The sequence below is a fragment of the Actinopolymorpha singaporensis genome (assembly GCF_900104745.1).
Lineage (GTDB): Bacteria > Actinomycetota > Actinomycetes > Propionibacteriales > Actinopolymorphaceae > Actinopolymorpha > Actinopolymorpha singaporensis.
The window spans coordinates 381,489-401,178 of record NZ_LT629732.1; the positions used below are offsets into that span (position 1 = coordinate 381,489).

18 protein-coding genes and 1 riboswitch are annotated in these 19,690 nt (G+C 70.9%); of the genes, 8 read left to right on the top strand and 10 right to left on the bottom strand.

Features of this window, described 5'->3' with window-relative positions:
* Positions 1-12: 12 nt before the first annotated feature.
* Entirely contained in the window at positions 13-771 is a 759-nt protein-coding gene (locus BLU27_RS01735) for an RraA family protein (RefSeq protein WP_092649923.1), read from the top strand.
* Between the two features lie 84 nt (positions 772-855).
* Here BLU27_RS01735 and BLU27_RS01740 read toward each other — a convergent pair whose 3' ends face one another.
* Positions 856-1,785 carry a helix-turn-helix domain-containing protein gene (locus tag BLU27_RS01740; RefSeq protein WP_157728149.1) on the bottom strand — a complete coding sequence of 310 codons (930 nt, stop codon included), beginning with the start codon at positions 1,783-1,785 and terminating at the stop codon, positions 856-858.
* A 302-nt stretch (positions 1,786-2,087) separates the two neighbouring features.
* On the opposite strand from BLU27_RS01740, the gene BLU27_RS01745 reads away from it, so the two are divergent.
* The 4 genes from BLU27_RS01745 (at position 2,088) to BLU27_RS01755 (ending at position 4,557) form a co-directional block, all read left to right on the top strand.
* Positions 2,088-2,360 (top strand): hypothetical protein, encoded by a 273-nt coding sequence (locus BLU27_RS01745; RefSeq protein WP_092649927.1) that lies wholly within the window; start codon positions 2,088-2,090, stop codon positions 2,358-2,360.
* A 178-nt stretch (positions 2,361-2,538) separates the two neighbouring features.
* Positions 2,539-2,661, top strand: coding sequence for a hypothetical protein (locus BLU27_RS30760; protein WP_277869271.1), 123 nt, complete (start codon positions 2,539-2,541; stop codon positions 2,659-2,661).
* Positions 2,662-2,860: 199 nt separating this feature from the next.
* Complete coding sequence (locus BLU27_RS01750) at positions 2,861-3,262, top strand: hypothetical protein (RefSeq protein WP_092649929.1); 402 nt, start codon at positions 2,861-2,863, stop codon at positions 3,260-3,262.
* A 713-nt stretch (positions 3,263-3,975) separates the two neighbouring features.
* Positions 3,976-4,557, top strand: coding sequence for a hypothetical protein (locus BLU27_RS01755; protein ID WP_092649931.1), 582 nt, complete (start codon positions 3,976-3,978; stop codon positions 4,555-4,557).
* On the opposite strand, the gene BLU27_RS01760 is transcribed toward BLU27_RS01755, so the two are convergent.
* The 7 genes from BLU27_RS01760 to BLU27_RS01790 form a co-directional block, all read right to left on the bottom strand.
* A complete protein-coding gene (locus tag BLU27_RS01760) occupies positions 4,554-5,783 on the bottom strand; it encodes a dipeptidase (RefSeq protein WP_092649933.1) in 1,230 nt (409 codons plus the stop codon). The two genes, BLU27_RS01755 and BLU27_RS01760, sit on opposite strands and share 4 nt — an antisense overlap.
* Positions 5,784-6,064: 281 nt before the next feature.
* Positions 6,065-7,696, bottom strand: coding sequence for a chaperonin GroEL (gene groL, locus BLU27_RS01765; protein WP_092649935.1), 1,632 nt, complete (start codon positions 7,694-7,696; stop codon positions 6,065-6,067).
* Between the two features lie 367 nt (positions 7,697-8,063).
* Positions 8,064-8,264: a cold-shock protein gene (locus BLU27_RS01770; RefSeq protein ID WP_092649937.1), complete on the bottom strand. Its 201-nt coding sequence runs from the start codon at positions 8,262-8,264 to the stop codon at positions 8,064-8,066.
* Positions 8,265-8,577: 313 nt separating this feature from the next.
* On the bottom strand, positions 8,578-10,176 hold the full coding sequence (locus BLU27_RS01775) for an alpha-amylase family protein (RefSeq protein ID WP_241827729.1): 1,599 nt from the start codon (positions 10,174-10,176) through the stop codon (positions 8,578-8,580).
* 62 nt (positions 10,177-10,238) lie between these two features.
* Positions 10,239-10,520: a MoaD/ThiS family protein gene (locus BLU27_RS01780; protein WP_092649939.1), complete on the bottom strand. Its 282-nt coding sequence runs from the start codon at positions 10,518-10,520 to the stop codon at positions 10,239-10,241.
* Positions 10,517-11,797: a threonine synthase gene (gene thrC / locus BLU27_RS01785; RefSeq protein ID WP_092649941.1), complete on the bottom strand. Its 1,281-nt coding sequence runs from the start codon at positions 11,795-11,797 to the stop codon at positions 10,517-10,519. Before thrC ends, BLU27_RS01780 begins: the two co-directional genes overlap by 4 nt.
* 13 nt (positions 11,798-11,810) lie before the next feature.
* Positions 11,811-11,984, bottom strand: a riboswitch (SAM riboswitch).
* A 546-nt stretch (positions 11,985-12,530) separates the two neighbouring features.
* Entirely contained in the window at positions 12,531-13,112 is a 582-nt protein-coding gene (locus BLU27_RS01790; RefSeq protein ID WP_092649943.1) for a hypothetical protein, read from the bottom strand.
* 227 nt (positions 13,113-13,339) lie between these two features.
* Between BLU27_RS01790 and BLU27_RS01795 the strand changes: the two genes are divergently transcribed.
* Both BLU27_RS01795 and BLU27_RS01800 read left to right on the top strand, forming a co-directional pair.
* Positions 13,340-14,800, top strand: a complete 1,461-nt coding sequence (locus tag BLU27_RS01795; RefSeq protein ID WP_092649945.1) for an alpha,alpha-trehalose-phosphate synthase (UDP-forming) — start codon at positions 13,340-13,342, stop codon at positions 14,798-14,800.
* A 233-nt stretch (positions 14,801-15,033) separates the two neighbouring features.
* A complete protein-coding gene (locus tag BLU27_RS01800; RefSeq protein ID WP_157728150.1) occupies positions 15,034-16,545 on the top strand; it encodes a P-loop NTPase in 1,512 nt (503 codons plus the stop codon).
* A gap of 23 nt (positions 16,546-16,568) precedes the next feature.
* Here BLU27_RS01800 and otsB read toward each other — a convergent pair whose 3' ends face one another.
* Positions 16,569-17,414, bottom strand: coding sequence for a trehalose-phosphatase (gene otsB, locus BLU27_RS01805; protein ID WP_241827730.1), 846 nt, complete (start codon positions 17,412-17,414; stop codon positions 16,569-16,571).
* Positions 17,411-17,770, bottom strand: coding sequence for a DUF3263 domain-containing protein (locus BLU27_RS01810; RefSeq protein WP_338417589.1), 360 nt, complete (start codon positions 17,768-17,770; stop codon positions 17,411-17,413). The genes otsB and BLU27_RS01810 overlap by 4 nt, the downstream gene beginning before the upstream one ends.
* A 234-nt stretch (positions 17,771-18,004) precedes the next feature.
* Between BLU27_RS01810 and BLU27_RS01815 the strand changes: the two genes are divergently transcribed.
* Complete coding sequence (locus BLU27_RS01815; RefSeq protein WP_241827731.1) at positions 18,005-19,675, top strand: amidase; 1,671 nt, start codon at positions 18,005-18,007, stop codon at positions 19,673-19,675.
* Positions 19,676-19,690 lie beyond the last annotated feature (15 nt).

Here is a 19,690-nt window from a genome sequence, read left to right on the forward strand (position 1 = left end):
GAAAGGAACGCCATGACCACGGGCAAGACCGCCGCGTCCGCGGCGACCAGCCCCTCCGAAGTCGCCAGCCTCTACAAGTACCTCCGGGTCACCGACGTCGCCGACGCCATGGACGGCATCGGCTACTTCGACATCGGCCTGGTTTCTCGCGACGTGCGCCCGCTGTGGCGCGGGATGAAGTTCTGGGGCGAGGCGGCGACGCTGCGCTGCGTACCCGCCAACCGTCCGATGTGGAAGCTCGACTCCACCGAGGACATCGTGGCCGCGCACGGCATCTGGTTCGAGGAGGTCGGCCGTCCCGCCGGTCTCGGCGACCTCCCGCCGGGCCACGTGATCGTCACCGACGGCGGCGGCGCACGGGAGGTGGGCTTCTGGGGTTCGATGAACGCCATGGCCGCCCACGCCAACGGCGCCGTCGGCATCGTCACCGACGGGTACTGCCGGGACACCGCCGAGATCGAACTGCAGCGGACGCCGGTGTGCGCCGCGGCCCGCGGCCGGACGATCATCCCGGGCCGGATCGAGGCCATCGAGGCCCAGGTCACCATCGGCTGCGGCGGGGTGCAGGTGCGTCCCGGCGACATCGTGGGCACCGACGACGACGGCGTGATCGTCGTACCCGCCGAGATCGCGGGCGAGGTGGCGGTGCACGCCCGCGCGGTCCTGATCGCCGACATGCACGCGCGCCGGCGAGTGTACGAGAAGCTCGGCCGCAAGCCGGACGAGACGGTGGACATCGAGGCGGTCGAGGCGTACTACGCCGGGAAGTAACGGCGCCTGACCTTCCCCGAGCTCCGATCAGCACGCCGGGAGCCCTCCACGTCGAGCACGGAGGGCTTCCGGCGTTCGTAGGTACTAGTGGGCGGAGGGCACCGATTCCGCCGGCGCGGCGGCCCGAGCGACGTCCGGAGAGGCCTTGCGAGGTTGGCGCGGGGTCAGCTCGTCGGCGGCCTTCCTGAGCAGTGCCACGCTGTCCGCCGCGGGGAGCGACGCCTCCAGAAGCCGTTCCCACAGCGCCGTGTGAAGGCGTACCTCGTCCTCACCGGTGAGCACGGTGTCGAACGCGAGGTTGTCGACGGTCGCCAGAGTCCTGGAGAACGGTTCGGGGTACGTGTAGAGCCCGAACGCGCTCTTCGGTACGGCAGGGCCCTTGATCTGCGCGTCCACGGGGAGCACCCGGATGTCGGCATGCATGGGCTGCTCGGCAAGGTGGCGGAACTGTTCGGCGAGCACGTCCCGCGGGACCGCCGGCCGGCGGATGACGAGCTCGTCGAGGATCACCTGGTAGGCCGGCCGACGGCGCCGCAGCATCCGCTGCCGGTCCGCGCGGCCGCGTACGACTCCCTGTTTGGTGATGGTCGGCTCGACGAACGTCAGGTCGTCGAGTTCGGCGATGCTGCGGGCGTACGCCTCGGTCTGGAGCAGACCGGGGACCAGCGCCATGGCGTAGTCGCGGATCTGCGACGCACCCTGTTCGAGGTCGGCGTAGCGCGCCTGCCGGTGGCCCATCCGGCTGGTGTGCGCCTCCCACCAGCCGCGCTCGGCGGCGCCGCGCGCGGTGTCCACGAACAGTGTCCAGGCGTCCCCCTGGATGTTCAGGGCTTCGGCGATGTCGAGAATCTCGTCGATCTGCGGGCGCAGGTGGCCGTTCTCCAGCTTGGACAACTTCGCCTGGGACAGCCCGGTCGCCTTCGCGAGTTGCGCGTGGGTCATCTTCGCCCGTTGCCGATGAGCGATCAGCTCCTCGGAAAGACGCAGCCGACAGACGTACGGACTGCTGATCACTGGCACCCCTTGCACCCGAATGATTCGCCCCTGGGGCATGACCCTAGCTCCTGTCAGGCGTGACGGACAGTGCCGAACGACGTGCGAAGCGTACTTGCAGACCTGGCCGAAGCCTGCCAAGGTGTGCATCATTCGGCAAATCGTCATCATGACGCCGAGATGTACCCGCCGGTCCGTGTTTCGTACGACGGCCGCGGGCGACGGGCAGGCGCCATGGTGCGAGCGCAGACACGGGGAGTCGCCGCATGTTCGAAACGCGGAACGGACGAAGCGAAACGCTCGTCGCCGGGAAGGCATGGCCCGTGGCCATCACAGCAAGGGAGCGGGCGCGCGAACTCGCTGACCTGTTCGCCCGCAGCGGCATCGACGCGGACGTCGTCTGGGACGACGGCCGGTCCTGTTGGGGCGTACGCGTGATCGAGCCCGCCGACGAGCGGCTGCACATGTGCCTGTGGCTCCGCAACGGCCGGTGGACGTGGGTTCCCGGCTGCGCCTGGGATGCAGACGCCGGTGACTACCCCGCCGTCGTGCGGTTCGCGACCGCGTGGGTCACCGAGCATCGCATCGCCCTCTGACCCCCCGATTCCCGCGCGCCGGTCGGGCATTCGCTCGGCCGACGCCCGGGTTACAGGCCCCGCGTCCATCCGGGGCGGGGCCGACGAAGCGGTCGCCGTGGAGGCGCCGCACCTCTCAACGAGGTGCGTCGGCGGCGACCAGTTGATGAGAAACCACACCTGAGAGAGAGGAAGCGCCATGCAGGCGAACACCAACCCTGGCAACGGATCGAGCAGCGTCGACGAATCGCTGTTCGGCTCGACCGGCATCAAGCGTGACCAGGTGACCGGACAGCTGTCCGGCATCGGGCACGACGCCTGACTCCAGGCCAGGCGAGCCGATGAGCGGAGGGGCCCCCGGATGCCGCCGGGGACCCCTCCTGACCACCACTCACACCCGTATCCAGCAAGGGGAAACCAGCATGAGGAGATGGCTACCAGCCACCCTAGCGATCACCTTCGCGGCGCTCGGTCTTTCCGTCCCAGCCGCCACGGCCAGCCAACCGAAGCACCAACTCGTCATGTCCGACACCGTGGCGCAGAAGCCGACGGCCGACGCCTCGATGCCGGCCGTCGCGCCGCAGCACATCGTCACCTGCTACGTCGACGCCCACCCGCCCCGGTTCGGCCGGGATGGCAAGCTCTACGGCTGGGGCGACTTCTACTGCAGCGCGCAGCCGGACCAGGTCTATCGGTACGTCCGGTTGGAGTACTACAACCCGCGCACCGGCCAGTGGTACCCAGTGGCGCAGAACTCCAGCACGGTGCCTTTCGCCGGTGAGTCGCCGATGGCGTCGATCAAGGCATGCGCACAGAATTCCCCGTCGACTCTGTGGCGCACACGCGTCTACCAGCGCGGCTTCCACGGGACCTGGGACGAGGACAAGAAGGTCAGCTCCACCTTTAGGGGCTACTGCATGTAAGCAGGGCGCCGCTTCAGGTCTGCCTCCTCACCGGTCCGGTGAGGAGGCAGACTCGGCCCATGTGCGAGCTTCGATCGGGCGGCGTTGTCCGGGTCTATCCGATCTCCACCAACCACCGAGACGAACCGAGGCCGGGTTGGTGGGAGGCACGGTACGACGACCCCGAGGGCAACGGCGGAATCACCCAGAACGCGGAGAAGGATCACGTACTCCGATGGGCGGCGGAGCGGGGTGCTCGCACGTGTCTGGTTCAAGACCCGGATACGGGCGAGTGGTCACAGTGGCCCCAGCCCGGGACCTGAACGGCCGAGATGAATACCTCCCGGCGGCGTCTGCCCACGGGTGAATGTCAGGAGAGCCATGAGCGAGAGGCAAGTCGGCGGAGTCGTTCGGATCCGCCTGGTCGACACCAACCCTCGAGGAGAACCGCGCCCGCGGTGGTGGGAAGCCAGGTACGAGGACCGCGACGGCAACGGTGGCCATACACAGGGTCCAGAGAAGTCAAGCGTGCTCCGTTGGGCCGCGCAGCAACCGGCCCTCGAGTGGCTGATGCAGGACCCGGCGACGGGCGAGTGGTCGCCTTGGGAGCCGGTGACGGCTGACACGTGCGAGATAAAGGTTCTCCGCATCCCTCCTCTCCCCTGTCCCCGGACACCGTTGACGACGGCCATCACAGCAGCGAGCGGTGGGCCGCCTGGTGGGTGTGCGGGGAGATGAGCGGCATCGTGGAGTCCCATGACAAGGAGTACGTCCTGGCCTGGGTGCGGGCTCGAATGGCGCCGGCGACCGTGGACGGCCTGAGCGAAGCACAGGACTCGGAGGACTCGTCGGCGGCCGCCGATCCCGCATCAGAGCCCTCGGGCAACGGCTGCGATCACCACGGGGAGAACGCGATGGACGACGACGAAGGCAAGGCCCGTGAGGCACTCGCGGCCGGGCGCACGGACGAGGCGATTGCCCACACGCTGCTGGACATGCGGGACACGCTGCACCACATGTGGTGGAGCACGGCGCAGCTCAACCACAGCTTCAACACCTGGATGCGCGCGCTCGCGGACCGGGAGGGACGCGCGGTGACCCTCATCCACCGCGACAGCGCCGACCCAAGGACATGGCACGCCCAGTGGAACGCGGGCACCAGCGGCGGCTCGAAGAGTTGGATGGGCGAGGGCAAGGAGGACGCGATGAGGTGGGCGGCGGAGCTTCCGGCCGGCGTACGGCTGATCCTCGATCCGGACACGAACAAGTGGATGCCGTGGGAGGACGCGGACAGGTACGTCGAGCGTCCCTTCTAGACGACGCGAAGAGAGCCTTCGCGGTCAGCGGGGGCGTCGAGGGACTCTATGGTCGCGATGGACGGGCCGCGGCGCGTACGCAGGTCACGGGAGACCGCCTCGGCGTCCCGGAGCGCGCGGATCGCGTTGGCGCCGGCCAGCTTGACGAGGTCCTGTTCGGACCAGCCACGTTCCAGCAATGCCGCGAACAGCCGCGGGTACCCCGACACGTCGCCGAGCCCGACAGGGAACGTGTCGGTGCCGTCGTAGTCCCCGCCGAGCCCGATGTGGTCGATGCCGGCCACCTCGCGTACGTGCTCCACATGCGCCACCACGTCGGAGAGAGCGGCGTCCGGCTTGGGGTGCTCCTTGCGCCACTCCCGGGTGAACTCGAAGAACGCGCTGAGGTCGGTCGGGTTGATGCCCTGAGCCCGCGCCGCCTCCGATGCCTCCACCCGCCACTGCGCACACACCGGGGAGACGAACTCCGGAACGAACGTCACCATGCACACGCCACCGTTGGCCGGAAGCGTGGCGAGCACGTCGTCGGGTACGTTCCGCGCCACGTCGCACACTGCCCGGGCCGAGGAGTGGGAGAAGATCACCGGCGCCTCGCTGGCCGCCAGTGCGGCACGCATCGTGTCGGCGGAGACGTGGGAGAGGTCGACGAGCATGCCCAGCCGGTTCATCTCCGCGACGACCTCGACCCCGAACCGCGACAGTCCGCCGACAGCCGGCTCGTCGGTCGCTGCATCGGCCCATGGCACGTTGTCGTTGTGGGTGAGCGTCATGTACCGCACGCCGAGCGCGTGCATCGCGCGGAGCGTCGCCAGCGAGCAGTCGATGGAGTGACCGCCCTCCATGCCCATCAGGGACGCGATCCGGCCGGACGCGAAGACCTGTTCCACCTCGTCGGCAGTGGTCGCGAGCCCGAACGTGTCGGCGTACCTGGCGACCATCGCGTGCACGGCGTCGATCTGCTCCAGCGTCGCCGAAACTGCGTGGTCGCCCTGCAGCCGGCTCGGCACGTAGACCGACCAGAACTGCGCGCCGACATGTCCCCGCCGCAGCCGCGGAATGTCGGTCTGCAGGCGAGGCTGGTCGAGGGCGATGTCCACCTTGTCGAAGTCGTAGGCACTGGCATGCCGCATCGCGATCGGCAGGTCGTTGTGCCCGTCGACCAGCGGATTGGCCGCGAGCAGAGCACGCGCTCGATCAAGGTGGTCGGTGGGAGTCGTGGTGGCCATGCCCCGATCTTGCCGTGGCGGTGGTGCGGACACGCAGAAGGGGCGGCCACCGAGGATTCCGTGACCGCCCCTGCGCCGACTGCGGGCGGCCACCGAGGATTCCGTGACCGCCCCTGCGCCGACTGCGCGCGGCCACCGAGGATTCCGTGACCGCCCCTGCGCCGACTGCGCGCGGCCACCGAGGATTCCGTGACCGCCCCTGCGCCGACTGCGGGCGGCCACCGAGGATTCCGTGACCGCCCGCGCCGCGTGATGCGGGAGCTAGCTGACTTCGAGCGAACTCAGAAGTCCATGCCGCCGCCGTCGGGCATACCGCCGCCCGCCGGGGCCTTCTCCTTCTCCGGCTTGTCCGCGACGACCGCCTCGGTGGTGAGGAACAGGCCGGCGATGGACGAGGCGTTCTGCAGTGCCGAACGCACGACCTTGGCCGGGTCGGGAACGCCGGCCGCGAGCAGGTCGACGTACTCGCCGGTCGCGGCGTTGAGGCCGTGGCCGTCGGGAAGCCCGCGGACCTTCTCAGCGACGACGCCGCCCTCGAGACCGGCGTTGACCGCGATCTGCTTCAGCGGAGCCTCGAGCGCCACCTTGACGATGTTGGCGCCGGTGGCCTCGTCACCCTCGAGGTCGAGCTTGTCGAAGGCCTTCTTGCCGGCCTGGACGAGCGCCACGCCGCCACCGGCGACGATGCCCTCCTCGACCGAGGCCTTCGCCGCGCGAACGGCGTCCTCGATGCGGTGCTTGCGCTCCTTCAGCTCCACCTCGGTGGCGGCGCCGACCTTGATCACCGCGACGCCGCCGGCCAGCTTGGCCAGCCGCTCCTGCAGCTTCTCGCGGTCGTAGTCGGAGTCGCTGCGCTCGATCTCGGCGCGGATCTGGTTGACCCGGCCGGAGATCTGCTCGGGGTCACCGGCACCCTCGACGATCGTCGTCTCGTCCTTGGTGACGACGACCTTGCGGGCGCGGCCGAGCAGGTCGAGACCGGCGTTCTCCAGCTTCAGGCCGACCTCCTCGGAGATGACCTGGCCACCGGTGAGGATGGCGATGTCGCCGAGCATGGCCTTGCGGCGGTCACCGAAGCCGGGGGCCTTCACGGCGACCGACTTGAAGGTGCCGCGGACCTTGTTGACGACGAGCGTGGCCAGGGCCTCGCCCTCGACGTCCTCGGCGATGATCGCCAGCGGCTTGCCGGACTGCATGACCTTCTCCAGCAGCGGGAGCATGTCCTTCACCGCGGAGATCTTGCCGTTGTAGACGAGAACGTAGGGGTCGTCGAGGACGGCCTCCATGCGCTCGGCGTCGGTCCAGAAGTACGGCGAGATGTAGCCCTTGTCGAAGCGCATACCCTCGGTGAGCTCGAGCTCGAGCCCGAAGGTGTTGCTCTCCTCGACGGTGATGACGCCTTCCTTGCCGACCTTGTCCATCGCCTCGGCGATGATCTCGCCGACGCTCGCGTCGCCACCGGCGGAGACGGCCGCCACAGAGGCGATCTGCTCCTTGGTCTCGACGTCCTTGGCCGCCTGGGCGAGCTGCTCGGTCACCCGGTCGACAGCGGCCTCGATGCCACGCTTGAGGCCCATCGGGTTGGCCCCGGCGGCGACGTTGCGCAGACCCTCGCGGACCAGCGCCTGTGCGAGCACGGTCGCGGTCGTGGTGCCGTCACCGGCCACGTCATCGGTCTTCTTGGCTACTTCCTTGACGAGCTCGGCCCCGATCTTCTCCCACGGGTCCTCGAGCTCGATCTCCTTCGCGATGGAGACGCCGTCGTTGGTGATCGTCGGCGCGCCCCACTTCTTCTCCAGGACGACGTTGCGGCCCTTCGGGCCGAGAGTCACCTTGACGGCGTCGGCGAGGGTGTTCATACCCCGCTCGAGACCGCGGCGCGCGTCCTCGTTGAACGAGATGATCTTGGGCATCTAGCTGGATCCTCCCCCAGGTGGGTGGATGGTCGTGGGTTCGGGTCGACGCCCGCGACGGACGCTTCCCGGCCAGGCCGGGAACCTCGTCGAACCAAACCAAGATGGATTGTCACTCGCGACCTTCGAGTGCTAACACGTGTTTAGCACTCGACCTGGGAGAGTGCAAGCCGAGGGCCGGGGAGGACGGACAAGCCGCCGCCCGGTCGGCACGGACGCGCCGGCCCACTGTCGCGGGGCACACCCCGGGCCTGACGCGGAGGCGCCGAGGGCTTGACGTGGAACTGCCGAGGGTCCGACGTGGACATGCCGGGGGCCCGGACGGATCATCCGCCCGGGCCCCCGGCGTCGCCTTCCGTGGCCTGGCTCAGACCGGGCGCACCTCGTGCGCTTCAAGCCCCTTCGGGCCACGGACGACCTCGAACTCGACGGCCTGCCCGTCGGCGAGGGACTTGTATCCGTCCATCTGGATCTTCGACCAGTGGACGAAGACGTCGTTACCGTCGTCCACCGCGATGAAGCCGTAGCCCTTTTCCGAGTTGAACCACTTCACGGTTCCCTGCGTCATGCCCTCTCCTCAGACCCGTTCGGGTGTCAGACCCGCCCGGCGCGGGCCCGGGTCGTACTCACCGCACCCGTCCCGCGAGGGGAGGTGTTGCGATAGATCCGCGCGCATTCCCACCGTTGGCGGTCGAGCCGTTACGCACGATCATGGCGACCACGGCCGACCATAGCCAAAAACATCACCGGTGTGGAGATGTCTGAACGATCTCCTTTGGGCCAGGTTCGGCCCCCTTGACCAGGCCTCGGAAGCGGAGAGTGAAGGGGCCACCACGGCTACCACCCTGAGTAACAGGCGTCCCGGTATGCGGGACAAAACCTCAGCTGGCCAGCGGAGACGCCCCGAAGGATTCGCCCCAGGCGTAGCCGAGTTCCTCGCCCCCGGAGCGCCACCGTCGCGGCGCCGTCGTCCAGAGCCAGTCCAGCGGCTCGACTCCGCCGGGCTCCCCGCCGTCCAGCGCGAGCCGGACGGCGGCGCGCAGGTCGGCGTCCACCTTCGGCGTGCGGGCAGCCGGGTCCACCGAGACGAACAACGCCGTCCCGGACCGGGCCACCAGGTCGAGGAACTGACGGTTCCTCTCCCAGGGAGTCACCGGCGTGCACGGTACGCAGTCGGCGTCGGCGGCGAAGAAGGAGCCGTGCTGGGCGAGCCGGTACGCGAGCGCGTTGACCCCCATCCGGCGGGTCCGCTCCCAGTCCCGGCCGGAGGTGTCGTCGCCGATGCGCTGCACCTCCACCAGCCCGGCGGCCAGGTGCCCGACGGTGTTGCAGCCGATCACCACCGCGTCACCGGCACCCTCGCGGATCGTCTCGTACAGCCGGAGGAGGATCTCGGCGTTCGTGCGTCCGCGGTCGGCGAAGTGCCACCCGGAGTCGGTCAGCTCCGAACCCATCGCCGGGCCGAAGCGGCCGAATGCGTCGAACGTCGAGAAGTCGTGCTTGACCAGCTCGAAGCCCCAGCCCACCAGCCGGGCGACATCGTCCCGGATGGTCTGCAGGTTGTCGGGCAGGGTGAGGTCGAGCGGCTGCTCCCGCGCCGGGCGCGGGCCGGGCCGAAGTCGCGCCGGGTCGGTCACCGTGGACAGCGCTGCCGGGCGCATCCAGATCCCCGGCCGGGCACCGCGCGCCGCGATGTCCGTGGCGAAGCCCGGCATGTCGTCGAACAGACCGGCGACACCCGCCGTCCACGGGCCTCCCGGGCAGACCCCGCCCGGGCTCCATCCGGCGTCCACGACGCAGAACGGCCGCACCGGATGTCCGTCGGCGTACGACACGATCGTCTCGGCGTCGCGCAGGATCTGCGCCGGGCCGAAGTCGCGGCCGTAGGCGTAGTACCAGTTGTTGGCACCGACCACGGGCTTCACCGGCGGCAACGGGTCGGTGCACATCGCCGCTGTCAACCCGCGCTGGACGGCGTACGGCGAGGCGTTCGCGTCACCGGCCACCTCGACCACCGTGGCCGCGGACAGTACCCGCTTCCCCAGCGACACCGGCCCGCCGCCGTTGCGGACGTCGAGCCACAGGGAGCAGCCGTCCTCGTCGACAGTCCAGGCGCAGAAGGCGTTCGGGCGTACGCGAACGCCCATTCCCGTGGTCGTCGCGGACACCGGGTCGTGCGCGAGCCACGACCACGGCAGCAGCCGCTCGGGCTGGTGGTGACGCCAGGACAGGTCGCCGTAGGAACGTTCCCAGGCGTCGCCGAGGATCAGCGCCGAGGTGGGTACGCGGCGACGCCAGCGGAGCACCACCCAGGACAGGCCGGCGCCCGGGCAGGCCACCGTGACGTCGAGGCCGTACGGCCCCGGCGCCAGCCCGACCTCCACCTCGGCGGTGGTGAACCTGGTGGCACCAGTGGCCCCGGTGGCCCGGCCCGCGTCAAGGCGCGCCTGACGCGGGCCGTCCATGCGTTCGTGCAGCACGAACACCGCGTCCGGAGCCGCGGGTACCGCGGCGGTGACGCCCTCCGTTGCCGGCGGAGAAGTCAGCGGGCACCGCCGGCGACCGCGGGAATCACCGAGACCTGCGTACCCTCCGGGGTCGGCGTGTCCAGGCCGCCGGCGAACCGCACGTCCTCCTCGCCGACGTAGACGTTGACGAACCTGCGGAGCTTGCCCGCGTCGTCGAGCACGCGCGCCCGGATGCCGGGGTAGTTCGCGTCCAGCGACTCCAGCACCTCGGCCAGCGTCTCGCCGTCGGCCTTCACCTCCGACGAGCCGCCGGTGTAGGTACGCAGGATGGTGGGGATCCGAACCTTGACGCTCATGCGAGCCCAGCCTCCGTGAATGCTTCGTACGTCGGGCGGATGGTGGCCTTCGGGCCTACCTTGCCGGCGATGGCGTCCAGGGTCTTCAGCCCGTCGCCGGAGTTGATGATGACGGTCTCGGCGGCCGGGTCGAGGTTGCCGGTACGCACCAGCTTCGCCAGCGTGGCCACGGTCACCCCGCCTGCGGTCTCGCCGAAGATGCCCTCGGTGCGGGCCAGCCGGGCGATGCCGTCCACCACCTCGTCGTCGGAGACGTCCTCGACCGTTCCGCCGGTACGCCGCACGACGTCCAGCACGTAGGGCCCGTCCGCGGGGTTGCCGATCGCCAGCGACTTCGCCAGCGTCTGCGGCTTCACCGGCGCGACCACGTCGTGGCCCGCACGGAACGCCGCCGACACCGGGGAGCAGCCGGTGGCCTGGGCGCCGAAGATGCGGTACGGGGTGTCCTCCACCAGGCCCAGCTCGACCAGCTCGCGGATACCCTTGTCGATCTTCACCAGCTGGGCACCGGAGGCGATCGGGACGACGATCTGTTCGGGCAGCCGCCAGCCGAGCTGTTCGGCGATCTCGTACCCCAGCGTCTTGGAACCCTCGGCGTAGTAGGGCCGGACGTTGACGTTGACGAACGCCCAGGTCTCCTCCTCGCCGGCGATCTCGCTGGCCAGGCGGTTGACGTCGTCGTAGGTGCCCTCGACGGCGACGAGCGTTCCGCCGTACACGGCGGTGGTGAGGATCTTCTGCTGCTCGAGGTTGTGCGGAACCATCACCACGCTGCGGATGCCCGCCCGGGCGGCGGCCGCGGCCACGGCGTTGGCGAGGTTGCCGGTCGACGGGCAGGCCAGCACCTGGAAGCCGAGCTCACGGGCCGCGGTCAGCGCGACGGCGACCACGCGGTCCTTGAAGGAGTGCGTCGGGTTGCCGGAGTCGTCCTTCACCCACAGCCGGGCCAGGCCGAGGTCGGCGGCCAGCCGGTCGGCACGGACCAGCCGGGTGAGCCCGGGCTCGGTGTTGGGAAACGACGCGACGTCTGCCGGCACCGGCAGGAGCTCGCGATAGCGCCAGATGTTGTGCGGGCCTGCGGCGATCTGCTCGCGGGTGACCCGGGGGAAGTCGTAGCCGACCTCGAGCGGCCCGAAGCACTCCGAGCACGCGTAGTGGGCGCCGAGCGGGCTGCTGGCACCGCACTCCCGACATCGCAGTTCGGTGGCGTTCCCGAAGGCGCCGGGGCGGATCGTGTGGGTGCCGGGCGTGGTGCTGTCGGCGTAGGTCGTCGTCATGCGAGGCCTCTCCTCCTCATCTTTCCCGCGTACGCCAGGTCGGGAGGTCTTCCCGGACGTGGAGTCGTGGGCCGGAGTTGGCACCGTGGCCGCCGCGGGGCCTGCATGAACGCGAGACACACTCGTCGGCGGTCGGCCGGTTGCCGGGGCTTCGTCGGGCCGGTCCCTCTGCCCCTCTGGATGAGTTCCTTGTTCAGTTGTGGTGGTGCGGTCGTGCGGCCCCAGCCGGGGCAGGCAGCGACGTCGGTCGCGCCCCCGCCTGCGGGCGAGCCTAACGGGTAGGTCCGGGCGAACGTCGGCAGCGTTCAGAATGCGAGACGAGCCGTCCGAATGGAGGACAACCCGGACTCATCGGGCCGGCGTGACCCCTGCCGTGACCCCTGCCGTGACCCCTGCCGTGACCCCTGCCGCGACCCGCCGGGGCGGTGCCACCTCGGCCGGGTTCGGCGAACCGTCGCTCAGCGCGGCGGCGGCCGCCTGGGCGGGCGGCGGGTCGAGTTCGCCTTCCTCGGTGAACAGCCAGGTGTTGGCACCCAGAGCGGCCTGCCGGGATCCGTCCGGCGTACTGAAGACTCCGCTCTGGTATCCGAAGACCGCATCGTCGTGCCCCCAGACGACCCACCGGGCACGCAGGCCAGCCGTACCGGGAACAACCCCAGGCCGTAGCCGAACTCCCCGGTGTCAGTCATCTGTGCGAGCTGCGCCTTGGGGTGCTTTACATCGCCAGGTGGTGTCAAGCGCGCTTTACATCCGTACCGGGCAGGAGCCGCAGGTAGGCCGGCGCGGCGTCGGGCACCAGCACCCGGAGAGCCAGTTCGCGCACCGCGGCCTTCGGTACGAGGAACGCGGTCACGACGTTCTGCGTCTCCCGGGCGGGAACCGGGCGCCGCAGGAACCGCCCGGTGTGCCGGAAGCAGCCGATCGCCGAGTACTCGACCTGCCGGCGGATGTCGCTGACGAGTACGCCTGCGGGGTGCCAGGTGTTGCCTCGTCCGTCGGCGGCGGAGAATTCGCACATCTGGATCCGGCGGCCGGCGGCGGCGTCTCGTGGAGTGACCGTCAGGGCGACGTACACGGCCGTCCAACCGGTCGGTATCCGGAGCGGGTGCCGCGGCGCGCTCGGGGCGAACGTCGTCAACCGCCACACGGCACCCGCGTACTCAGCCGGCCGGCCGAAGGCGACCGTCCGCGCCTGCCGCATCACCGGCTCGCCCGGGTGGCCGGCCGCCACGACGTCCGTCACCGCCGCGAGCGGGAGCAGCAGGGCGAACGCCAGCAGATACCGCGCGTGGACGGCGTACCGCCCGGATACCACCGGCGGTTGGCGTACGACAGAAAGCCCACGGCTCAACACATTTCGCGCTGCCACACTGCAGATGTGCCCGGTCGTCGCACCGCCGACCCGCCCGCGCAGGGCTTTGTAACCCAGCGCCGGGACGATCCGGGCGCAACTCCCCCTCCCAGAACGCGACCAACCGTCCCACACTCCCGACTGGCCTGAACGACGGATCGACCACGGCACAGGGCCTAGGCTCTGTCGCCATGGCGAGCGAACCGAGCAAGAGCGTCCTGCTCGCCTCCAACCGGGGCCCGGTCTCGTTCCGGCAGGACGACGCCGGCAGGCTCCACTGCGTCGGAGGCTCCGGCGGACTGTCGTCGGCACTCGCGGCGATCCCCCCGCAGGAGGACGCACTGTGGGTCGCGGCCGCACTGTCCGACGCGGACCGGCTCGCGGCCAGGTCGGCACCGTCCGGCAGGTTGGACGCCGCGGGCTATGACACCGGGACGATTCCGGTCCGGTTGCTCGACATCGAGCCGCTCACCTTCGCCCGCGCGTACAACGGCATCGCCAACTCCACGTTGTGGTTTCTGCACCACCTGCTGTTCGACACCGCGAACGCGCCCCTCTTCGACCGGAGGTTCCGCCGGGAGTGGGCGTCCTACGTTGACTACAACACCGCGTTCGCGCAGGCGCTCGCCGAGGAGGCCGCGCCGGGCGGGCGGGTACTCATCCAGGACTACCACCTCACCGTGGCGCCGCGACTCCTGCGCACCCGCCGGCCTGACCTCGCCATCGGCCACTTCTCCCACACCCCTTGGGCGCCGCCGGACTACTACCGGCTGTTGCCCGACGACGTGGCTGTCTCTCTCCTCGAGGGGCTGCTGGCCGCTGACCACGCAGGGTTCCTCACCGAGCGGTGGGCGCGGGCGTTCCTGGCGTGCTGTGAGTCCGTACTCGACGCGCGGGTCGACTGGGCTCACAACACCGTGGAGTACGCCGGCCGGCGCACCGTCGTGGGAGTGCATCCGCTCGGCGTGGACGCCGGCGCCATGCAGGCCCGGGCCAACGCACCCGACGTGTGGGCCCGGATGGCGGGGCTGCGCGCCCAGGTCGGTGACCGCCTCCTGTTGGTTCGGGTCGACCGGGCCGAGCTGAGCAAGAACATCGTGCGAGGGTTGCTGGCGTACCGCGAACTGCTGCGCCGCCGTCCGGAATGGCAGGGGCGGGTCGTCCACGCGGCGCTGGCCTATCCGAGCCGGCACGACATTCCGGAGTACCGCGAGTACTCCGCCTCGGTGCAGCGGGTCGCCAAGGAGATCGTGGACGAGTTCGGCAGCGCGGACTGGGACCCGCTCGTGCTGGCCGTCGACGACGACTATCCGCGCTCGCTCGCGGCGTACCGCATGGCCCACGTCGCGGTCGTGAACCCGATCCGGGACGGCATGAACCTCGTCGCCAAGGAGATCCCGATCGTCTCCGACAACGGCTGTGCACTGGTGCTGTCGCGGGAAGCCGGCGCCGCGGTCGAACTCGGCGACGCGGCGTTCCTGATCAATCCGTTCGACATCGAGGAGACCGCCGAGGCGATGCACGCCGCACTGTCGCTGAGTGGTGCGGAACGCCGCACGCGGTCGGCGCTGCTGGCGGAGTCGGCGGGCAGCCACCCACCGCGCAGTTGGCTGGCCGAGCAACTCGACGCCCTGGGGTCCCACGCAGGCTGAGCGGCCGTGGGTGCCGGCGGAGAGCAGCCGCGCGACCGGCAGTGCGTGGAGGCCGTCCGCCGAAACGTCACCCGAAATCGCCTGGTTCGGAATCCGGCGATTGTCCGCTCTGCCCGCTGGAGAGCATTCCCTACCGAATGCGCGATATCCGAGACCCGCTGAGCAAGCCGGGGTTGACGGGCGGTTCCTGACGCCCGGATACCGGCCGCCGCAAACCTGGAAAGGCGACCGACGTGAGCAGCTCTATCAACCGGCGCGGCGCGGTGCGTGCCGCCGGGCGGCCGGCAGGCATGGTCGTCTTAGCCGCCGGCGTCGGCCTGGCCGCCGCGTTCGCCCTCACCACCTGGGTGACGCCGACGTTCGAGGCCCGGTCGTCGATGACGGTGGCGGCGTACTCGTCGGCGAACGCCGGCCGGCCCGCACCTGCCGAAGGCACTCCGGAAGCCGGCGTGTACGACCCCATCCTGTCCCAGGGCGCGGTGGCCACGGTCGCCCGGCTTGCCGAGTCGGAAAGGGTCGCTCACCTCACCGCCGCCCAGGCCGGTGTCCCCGTCGGCGCGGTGACGGGTCACCTGCACGCTAGCTACCAGCCGGGCGTCCAGGTCGTCACCCTGACCTCCGACGCGAAGACCTCCCGGCGGGCCGTCGCCATCGTCAACACGGCGGCGACCGTCCTCCGCGGTCAGGTCGGGGCCGCCCGGCCGTTCGGTAGCAACGCGGCCTTGACAGTGAGCCCCTGGGACCGCGCGGCGACGTCCACCACCGCAGTGCCCAGCAACCTGCCCCGGAACCTCTTGCTGGGCGGGCTCGCCGGACTCCTCGCCGGCCTGGTGATCGTTGTCGTACGCCGCCGCACCGACAGCACGCTGCGGTCCACCGACCAGATCGAGCGTGAACTCCAGGTCGGCATCCTCGGCACCCTTCCACGTGTGCCCGGCCGGCAACGGCGCAAGGGAGCACTCGGCGCCTGGCGTCGCGGGCGGGTTGCCCGGCCGGTGCGGTCAGCGGTCGCCGCCCTGGCTCCGCTCACCGACATACCGGATCGGCGGCTGCTGGTCACCAGCGCCTACCAGGACGACGGCAAGGCGTTCGTCAGCGCCCTGATCTCGCTCGCACTCGCCGAGCAGTACTACCGCGTGACGTTGGTCGAGGCCGACCTGCAATGTCCCGTCGTGGGCGCACACTTCCCGGGCGGCGGCGAGTTCACCGTCCAGCAGCTCATGTCGAAGCCGGAGAAGCTGTTGTCCGCCCAGGGGCCGCTGCGGGTCGTGTCGGCCGACGAGTGCGACCCCGAGCTCAGCCGCGCGCAGCTGCGCAGTGTCGCCTTCCGGGACTTCCTGACCTCTACTCGCGAGCACAGCGACGTGCTCGTCCTCGACGGTCCGCCGGTCCTCGTCGGCGCGGGACTGTCCGCCCTGGCCGCGGAGTGCGACGCCGCGGTGGTCGTCGTACGCGCAGGTTCCACCGGCGTCGCCGAGGCCCGCCGGGCGATTCAGGTCCTCGACCGGCTGCAGCTGCCGATCGCCGGCATCGTCGTCGTCGACGCCCGGGACGAGGGTGGCCGGACGGGGTACCGCTCGGGGACCGCACCGACCTACGCGCCGGCGCCTGCTCCCCTCCCGGAGGCATCGCCCATGATGCCCTCACCCGCTACGAGCGACGCCGACTCCGACTCCGACGGCGAGCGGTACGCCAGTGCAGACGACGAGGCCGACAGGCGAGCCCGAAGCGCCCGGTACTCCTGACCAACCGGCCGTTGAGTGGGCCGTCAGGCGCCCAGCGTGTCCGCGAGCGTGTCCAGGAAGGCCGCCACCGCCGGCGGGCCGTCGAGCACCAGGTCGGCCCGGTCGGCGAGCGCGGTCACCTCCGTCGACCCCGAGCACACCTTCAGCCCGGCGACGCCGCGTGAACGCAGCTCCTCGACCGTGTCATAGGCCGGCAGGTCGCCGAGGTCGTCGCCGGTGTAGGCGACGGCGCGGGGACCCACCTCCTCGGCCAGCTTGCGGAGCGCGGCTCCCTTGTCCATGCCGCCGGGCTTCAGCTCGAGCACCATCCGGCCGGGCTGGGCTTCCAGGTCGTGGGCGCGGGCAAGCTCGGTGAGCCGGTCGGTGAGGAGTTCGGTCGCGGCGGCCGGGTCGGCGGTCTGGCGTACGTGGACCGCGACGGCCCGGCCCTTGTCCTCCACGCGGGTGCCGTCGGGCGCACCCCACTGGCGCAGCAGGTCCGGCAGCGCGCGGCGGACCTCCTCGACACCGGGAGCCGGCGGGGGTGCGGTGATCTCACCGGTGCGGGCGTCCCAGCGTTCCTCACCGTAGTGGCCGACGACGAGCAGGCCGGCGAGCTCGGGGACGTCTGCGAACCCACCCAGCCGGACGACGACCTCGGCAGGCCGCCCGGTGACGATCGCGAGCGCCCGAAGATGCGGGGCGAGGCGGCGCAGCGCGGGGAGCACCGCGGGGTGGGCGAAGGCGCGTTCGGGGTCGTCGACGATCGGCGACAGCACGCCGTCGAAGTCGAAGGCGAGCATCGACCGCTCGGGATGCTCGACGATCGCGCGTAGGGCGGCCTCGCCCTCGGGCGTGGCGGGCGTCGGCAGGGTGTCCGGGGAGGTCACCCGTCGACGCCGAGACGCCGTGCGGCGCGGGCCCGCTGACGACTGGAACGCAGCCGGCGGAGGCGCTTGACGAGCAACGGGTCGAACGCGAGAGCCTCGGGACGGTCGATCAGGGCGTTGAGCACCTGGTAATAGCGGGTGGCGGACATCCCGAACTGGTCGCGGATGGCCTGCTCCTTGGCACCGGCGTACTTCCACCACTGGCGCTCGAAGGAGATGATCTGCTGGTCGCGCTCGCACAACCCGGAGGCGGTGCGGGAGTCGACGTCGGTGGTCGACTCAGCGGGCGATCCGGTCGACGACTCGTCGGAAACGCCGGCAGCGATCTTCGGGGCCGGCTCCATCGCAGCGTCCATACCCAGGCATCCCTCCTCGGCGATCAGCGACGACTGACATCGTACGACCGAAGCACATCGATGTCATTCAGCGCCACCGCGCGATCATGGCGTGTTCTTCGTGGGTTCTGTCGTACCGCACAGCACCGACAAGTCGGCCCGAACAGTTACCAACCCGGCCATCGGGCCGTCCCCGGAGCGCCTTGTCCATCTCGTCGGCCAGCGAGATCGCGCCGGGCACGGCACCATTGCCGGGTGTCCGCCGCCGCTCCGTCACCCGGCTCCGCCGCTCCGTCACCCGGCTCCGCCGCTCCGTCACCCGACCCCGCCGTCCGGCCGCTCGATCCGTCGCCGTCGACGGCCGAGGCCGCCGCGCTGAACGCCGCCGAGTTGCGCGACCGGTACGCCACCGGCGCGACCTCCGCGGCCGAGCACGTCGCCACGCTGGTGCGCCGGATCGAGGAGATCGACCGGTCCGGTCCCACCCTGCGGTCGGTGCTCGCCGTCGACCCACACGCCGTCGACCGTGCGGCCGAACGCGACGCCGAGCGTGCTCGCGGCCGGGTCCGGGGTCCGCTGCACGGCGTCCCGGTGCTGGTCAAGGACAACATCGACACCGCAGACACCGCAGACACCGCGGAGACCACGGACGCCACAGGTTCAGGCGACGGGCGAACCCCCGGTGCGCTGCCGACCACCGCCGGGTCGCTGGCACTCGCGGGCGTCCCGACCCCTGCCGACGCTCCCCTGGTCGCCGCCCTGCGCGCGGCCGGAGCGGTCGTCGTCGGCAAGGCCAACCTGTCGGAGTGGGCCAACTTCCGTTCCGGCTCCTCGACGTCGGGCTGGAGCGCCGTCGGCGGGCTCTGCGTCAACCCGCACGCCCTCGACCGTTCGGCCGGTGGGTCGTCGTCGGGTTCGGCTGCGGCGGTCGCGGCCGGGCTCGCACCGCTCGCGGTCGGCACCGAGACCGATGGTTCCATCGTGTGCCCGGCGGCCCTGTGCGGTGTCGTGGGCATCAAGCCCACCGTCGGGCTGGTTTCCAGGACGGGCGTCGTCCCGATCTCCCACAGCCAGGACACCCCCGGGCCGATTGCCACCACGGTCGCCGACGCCGCGCTGCTGCTCGGGGTGCTGGCGGGCAGCGATCCCGACGACGCTGCCACCATGCGGTCAGGACGCGTGGCGTACTCCGACTACACGAGGTTCTGCCGGCCCGACGGGCTGACCGGCGCCCGGATCGGCGTCCCGCGCGCGGGCCTGTGGGGTTACAGCGCGGCTGCGGACGCGCTCGCCGAGGAGGCCGTGCGACTGCTGGCCGCCCGGGGCGCCACGATCGTCGACCCCGCCGACCTGCCCAGCGTCGACGAGATCCGCGAGAGCGACGCGGAGCTCACGGTGTTGAGTACGGAGTTCAGGGCCGACCTGGAGAGCTACCTCACCACCCGCCGGCCGGGAGGGCCGCGCACGCTGGCCGAACTCGTCGCGTTCAACACCGACCACGCCGACCGCGAGCTGACGTACTTCGGCCAGGACCGCTTCGAGCGCGCCCTGGCCACCCGTGGCCTGTGCGACCCGGTTTACGTCGACGCGCTGCGCACCTGCCGCCGGCTCGGCCGTACGCACGGCATCGACGCCGCACTCGGCGCCGGCCGGCTGGACGCGCTGGTGACGCCGGCCTATCCCCCGGCCTGGAAGATCGACCTGGTCAACGGCGACCAGCTTTCCGGTGCCTGCACGACCCCGGCGGCGATCGCCGGATACCCCATGGTCACGGTGCCGTGCGGCGCGGCGGACGGCCTGCCGGTCGGGCTGGCGTTCGTGGGTACGGCGTGGAGCGAGCCGACGTTGATCAGGCTGGCGTACGGGTTCGAGCAGGCACTGAGGTGGCGGGCGCGGCCGGCGTACCGGCCGGCCCGGATCGGCTGACCGCGCCCCCAGCCG

Coding starts and splice junctions, on each gene's coding strand:
- BLU27_RS01780 (WP_092649939.1), bottom strand. CDS start 10,520: ATGAGCGTCAAGGTTCGGATCCCCACCATCCTGCGTACCTACACCGGC.
- BLU27_RS01755 (WP_092649931.1), top strand. CDS start 3,976: ATGAGCGGCATCGTGGAGTCCCATGACAAGGAGTACGTCCTGGCCTGG.
- BLU27_RS01795 (WP_092649945.1), top strand. CDS start 13,340: ATGGCGAGCGAACCGAGCAAGAGCGTCCTGCTCGCCTCCAACCGGGGC.
- BLU27_RS01770 (WP_092649937.1), bottom strand. CDS start 8,264: ATGACGCAGGGAACCGTGAAGTGGTTCAACTCGGAAAAGGGCTACGGC.
- thrC (WP_092649941.1), bottom strand. CDS start 11,797: ATGACGACGACCTACGCCGACAGCACCACGCCCGGCACCCACACGATC.
- BLU27_RS01760 (WP_092649933.1), bottom strand. CDS start 5,783: ATGGCCACCACGACTCCCACCGACCACCTTGATCGAGCGCGTGCTCTG.
- groL (WP_092649935.1), bottom strand. CDS start 7,696: ATGCCCAAGATCATCTCGTTCAACGAGGACGCGCGCCGCGGTCTCGAG.
- BLU27_RS01750 (WP_092649929.1), top strand. CDS start 2,861: ATGTCCGACACCGTGGCGCAGAAGCCGACGGCCGACGCCTCGATGCCG.
- BLU27_RS30760 (WP_277869271.1), top strand. CDS start 2,539: ATGCAGGCGAACACCAACCCTGGCAACGGATCGAGCAGCGTCGACGAA.
- BLU27_RS01810 (WP_338417589.1), bottom strand. CDS start 17,770: ATGGACGCTGCGATGGAGCCGGCCCCGAAGATCGCTGCCGGCGTTTCC.
- BLU27_RS01735 (WP_092649923.1), top strand. CDS start 13: ATGACCACGGGCAAGACCGCCGCGTCCGCGGCGACCAGCCCCTCCGAA.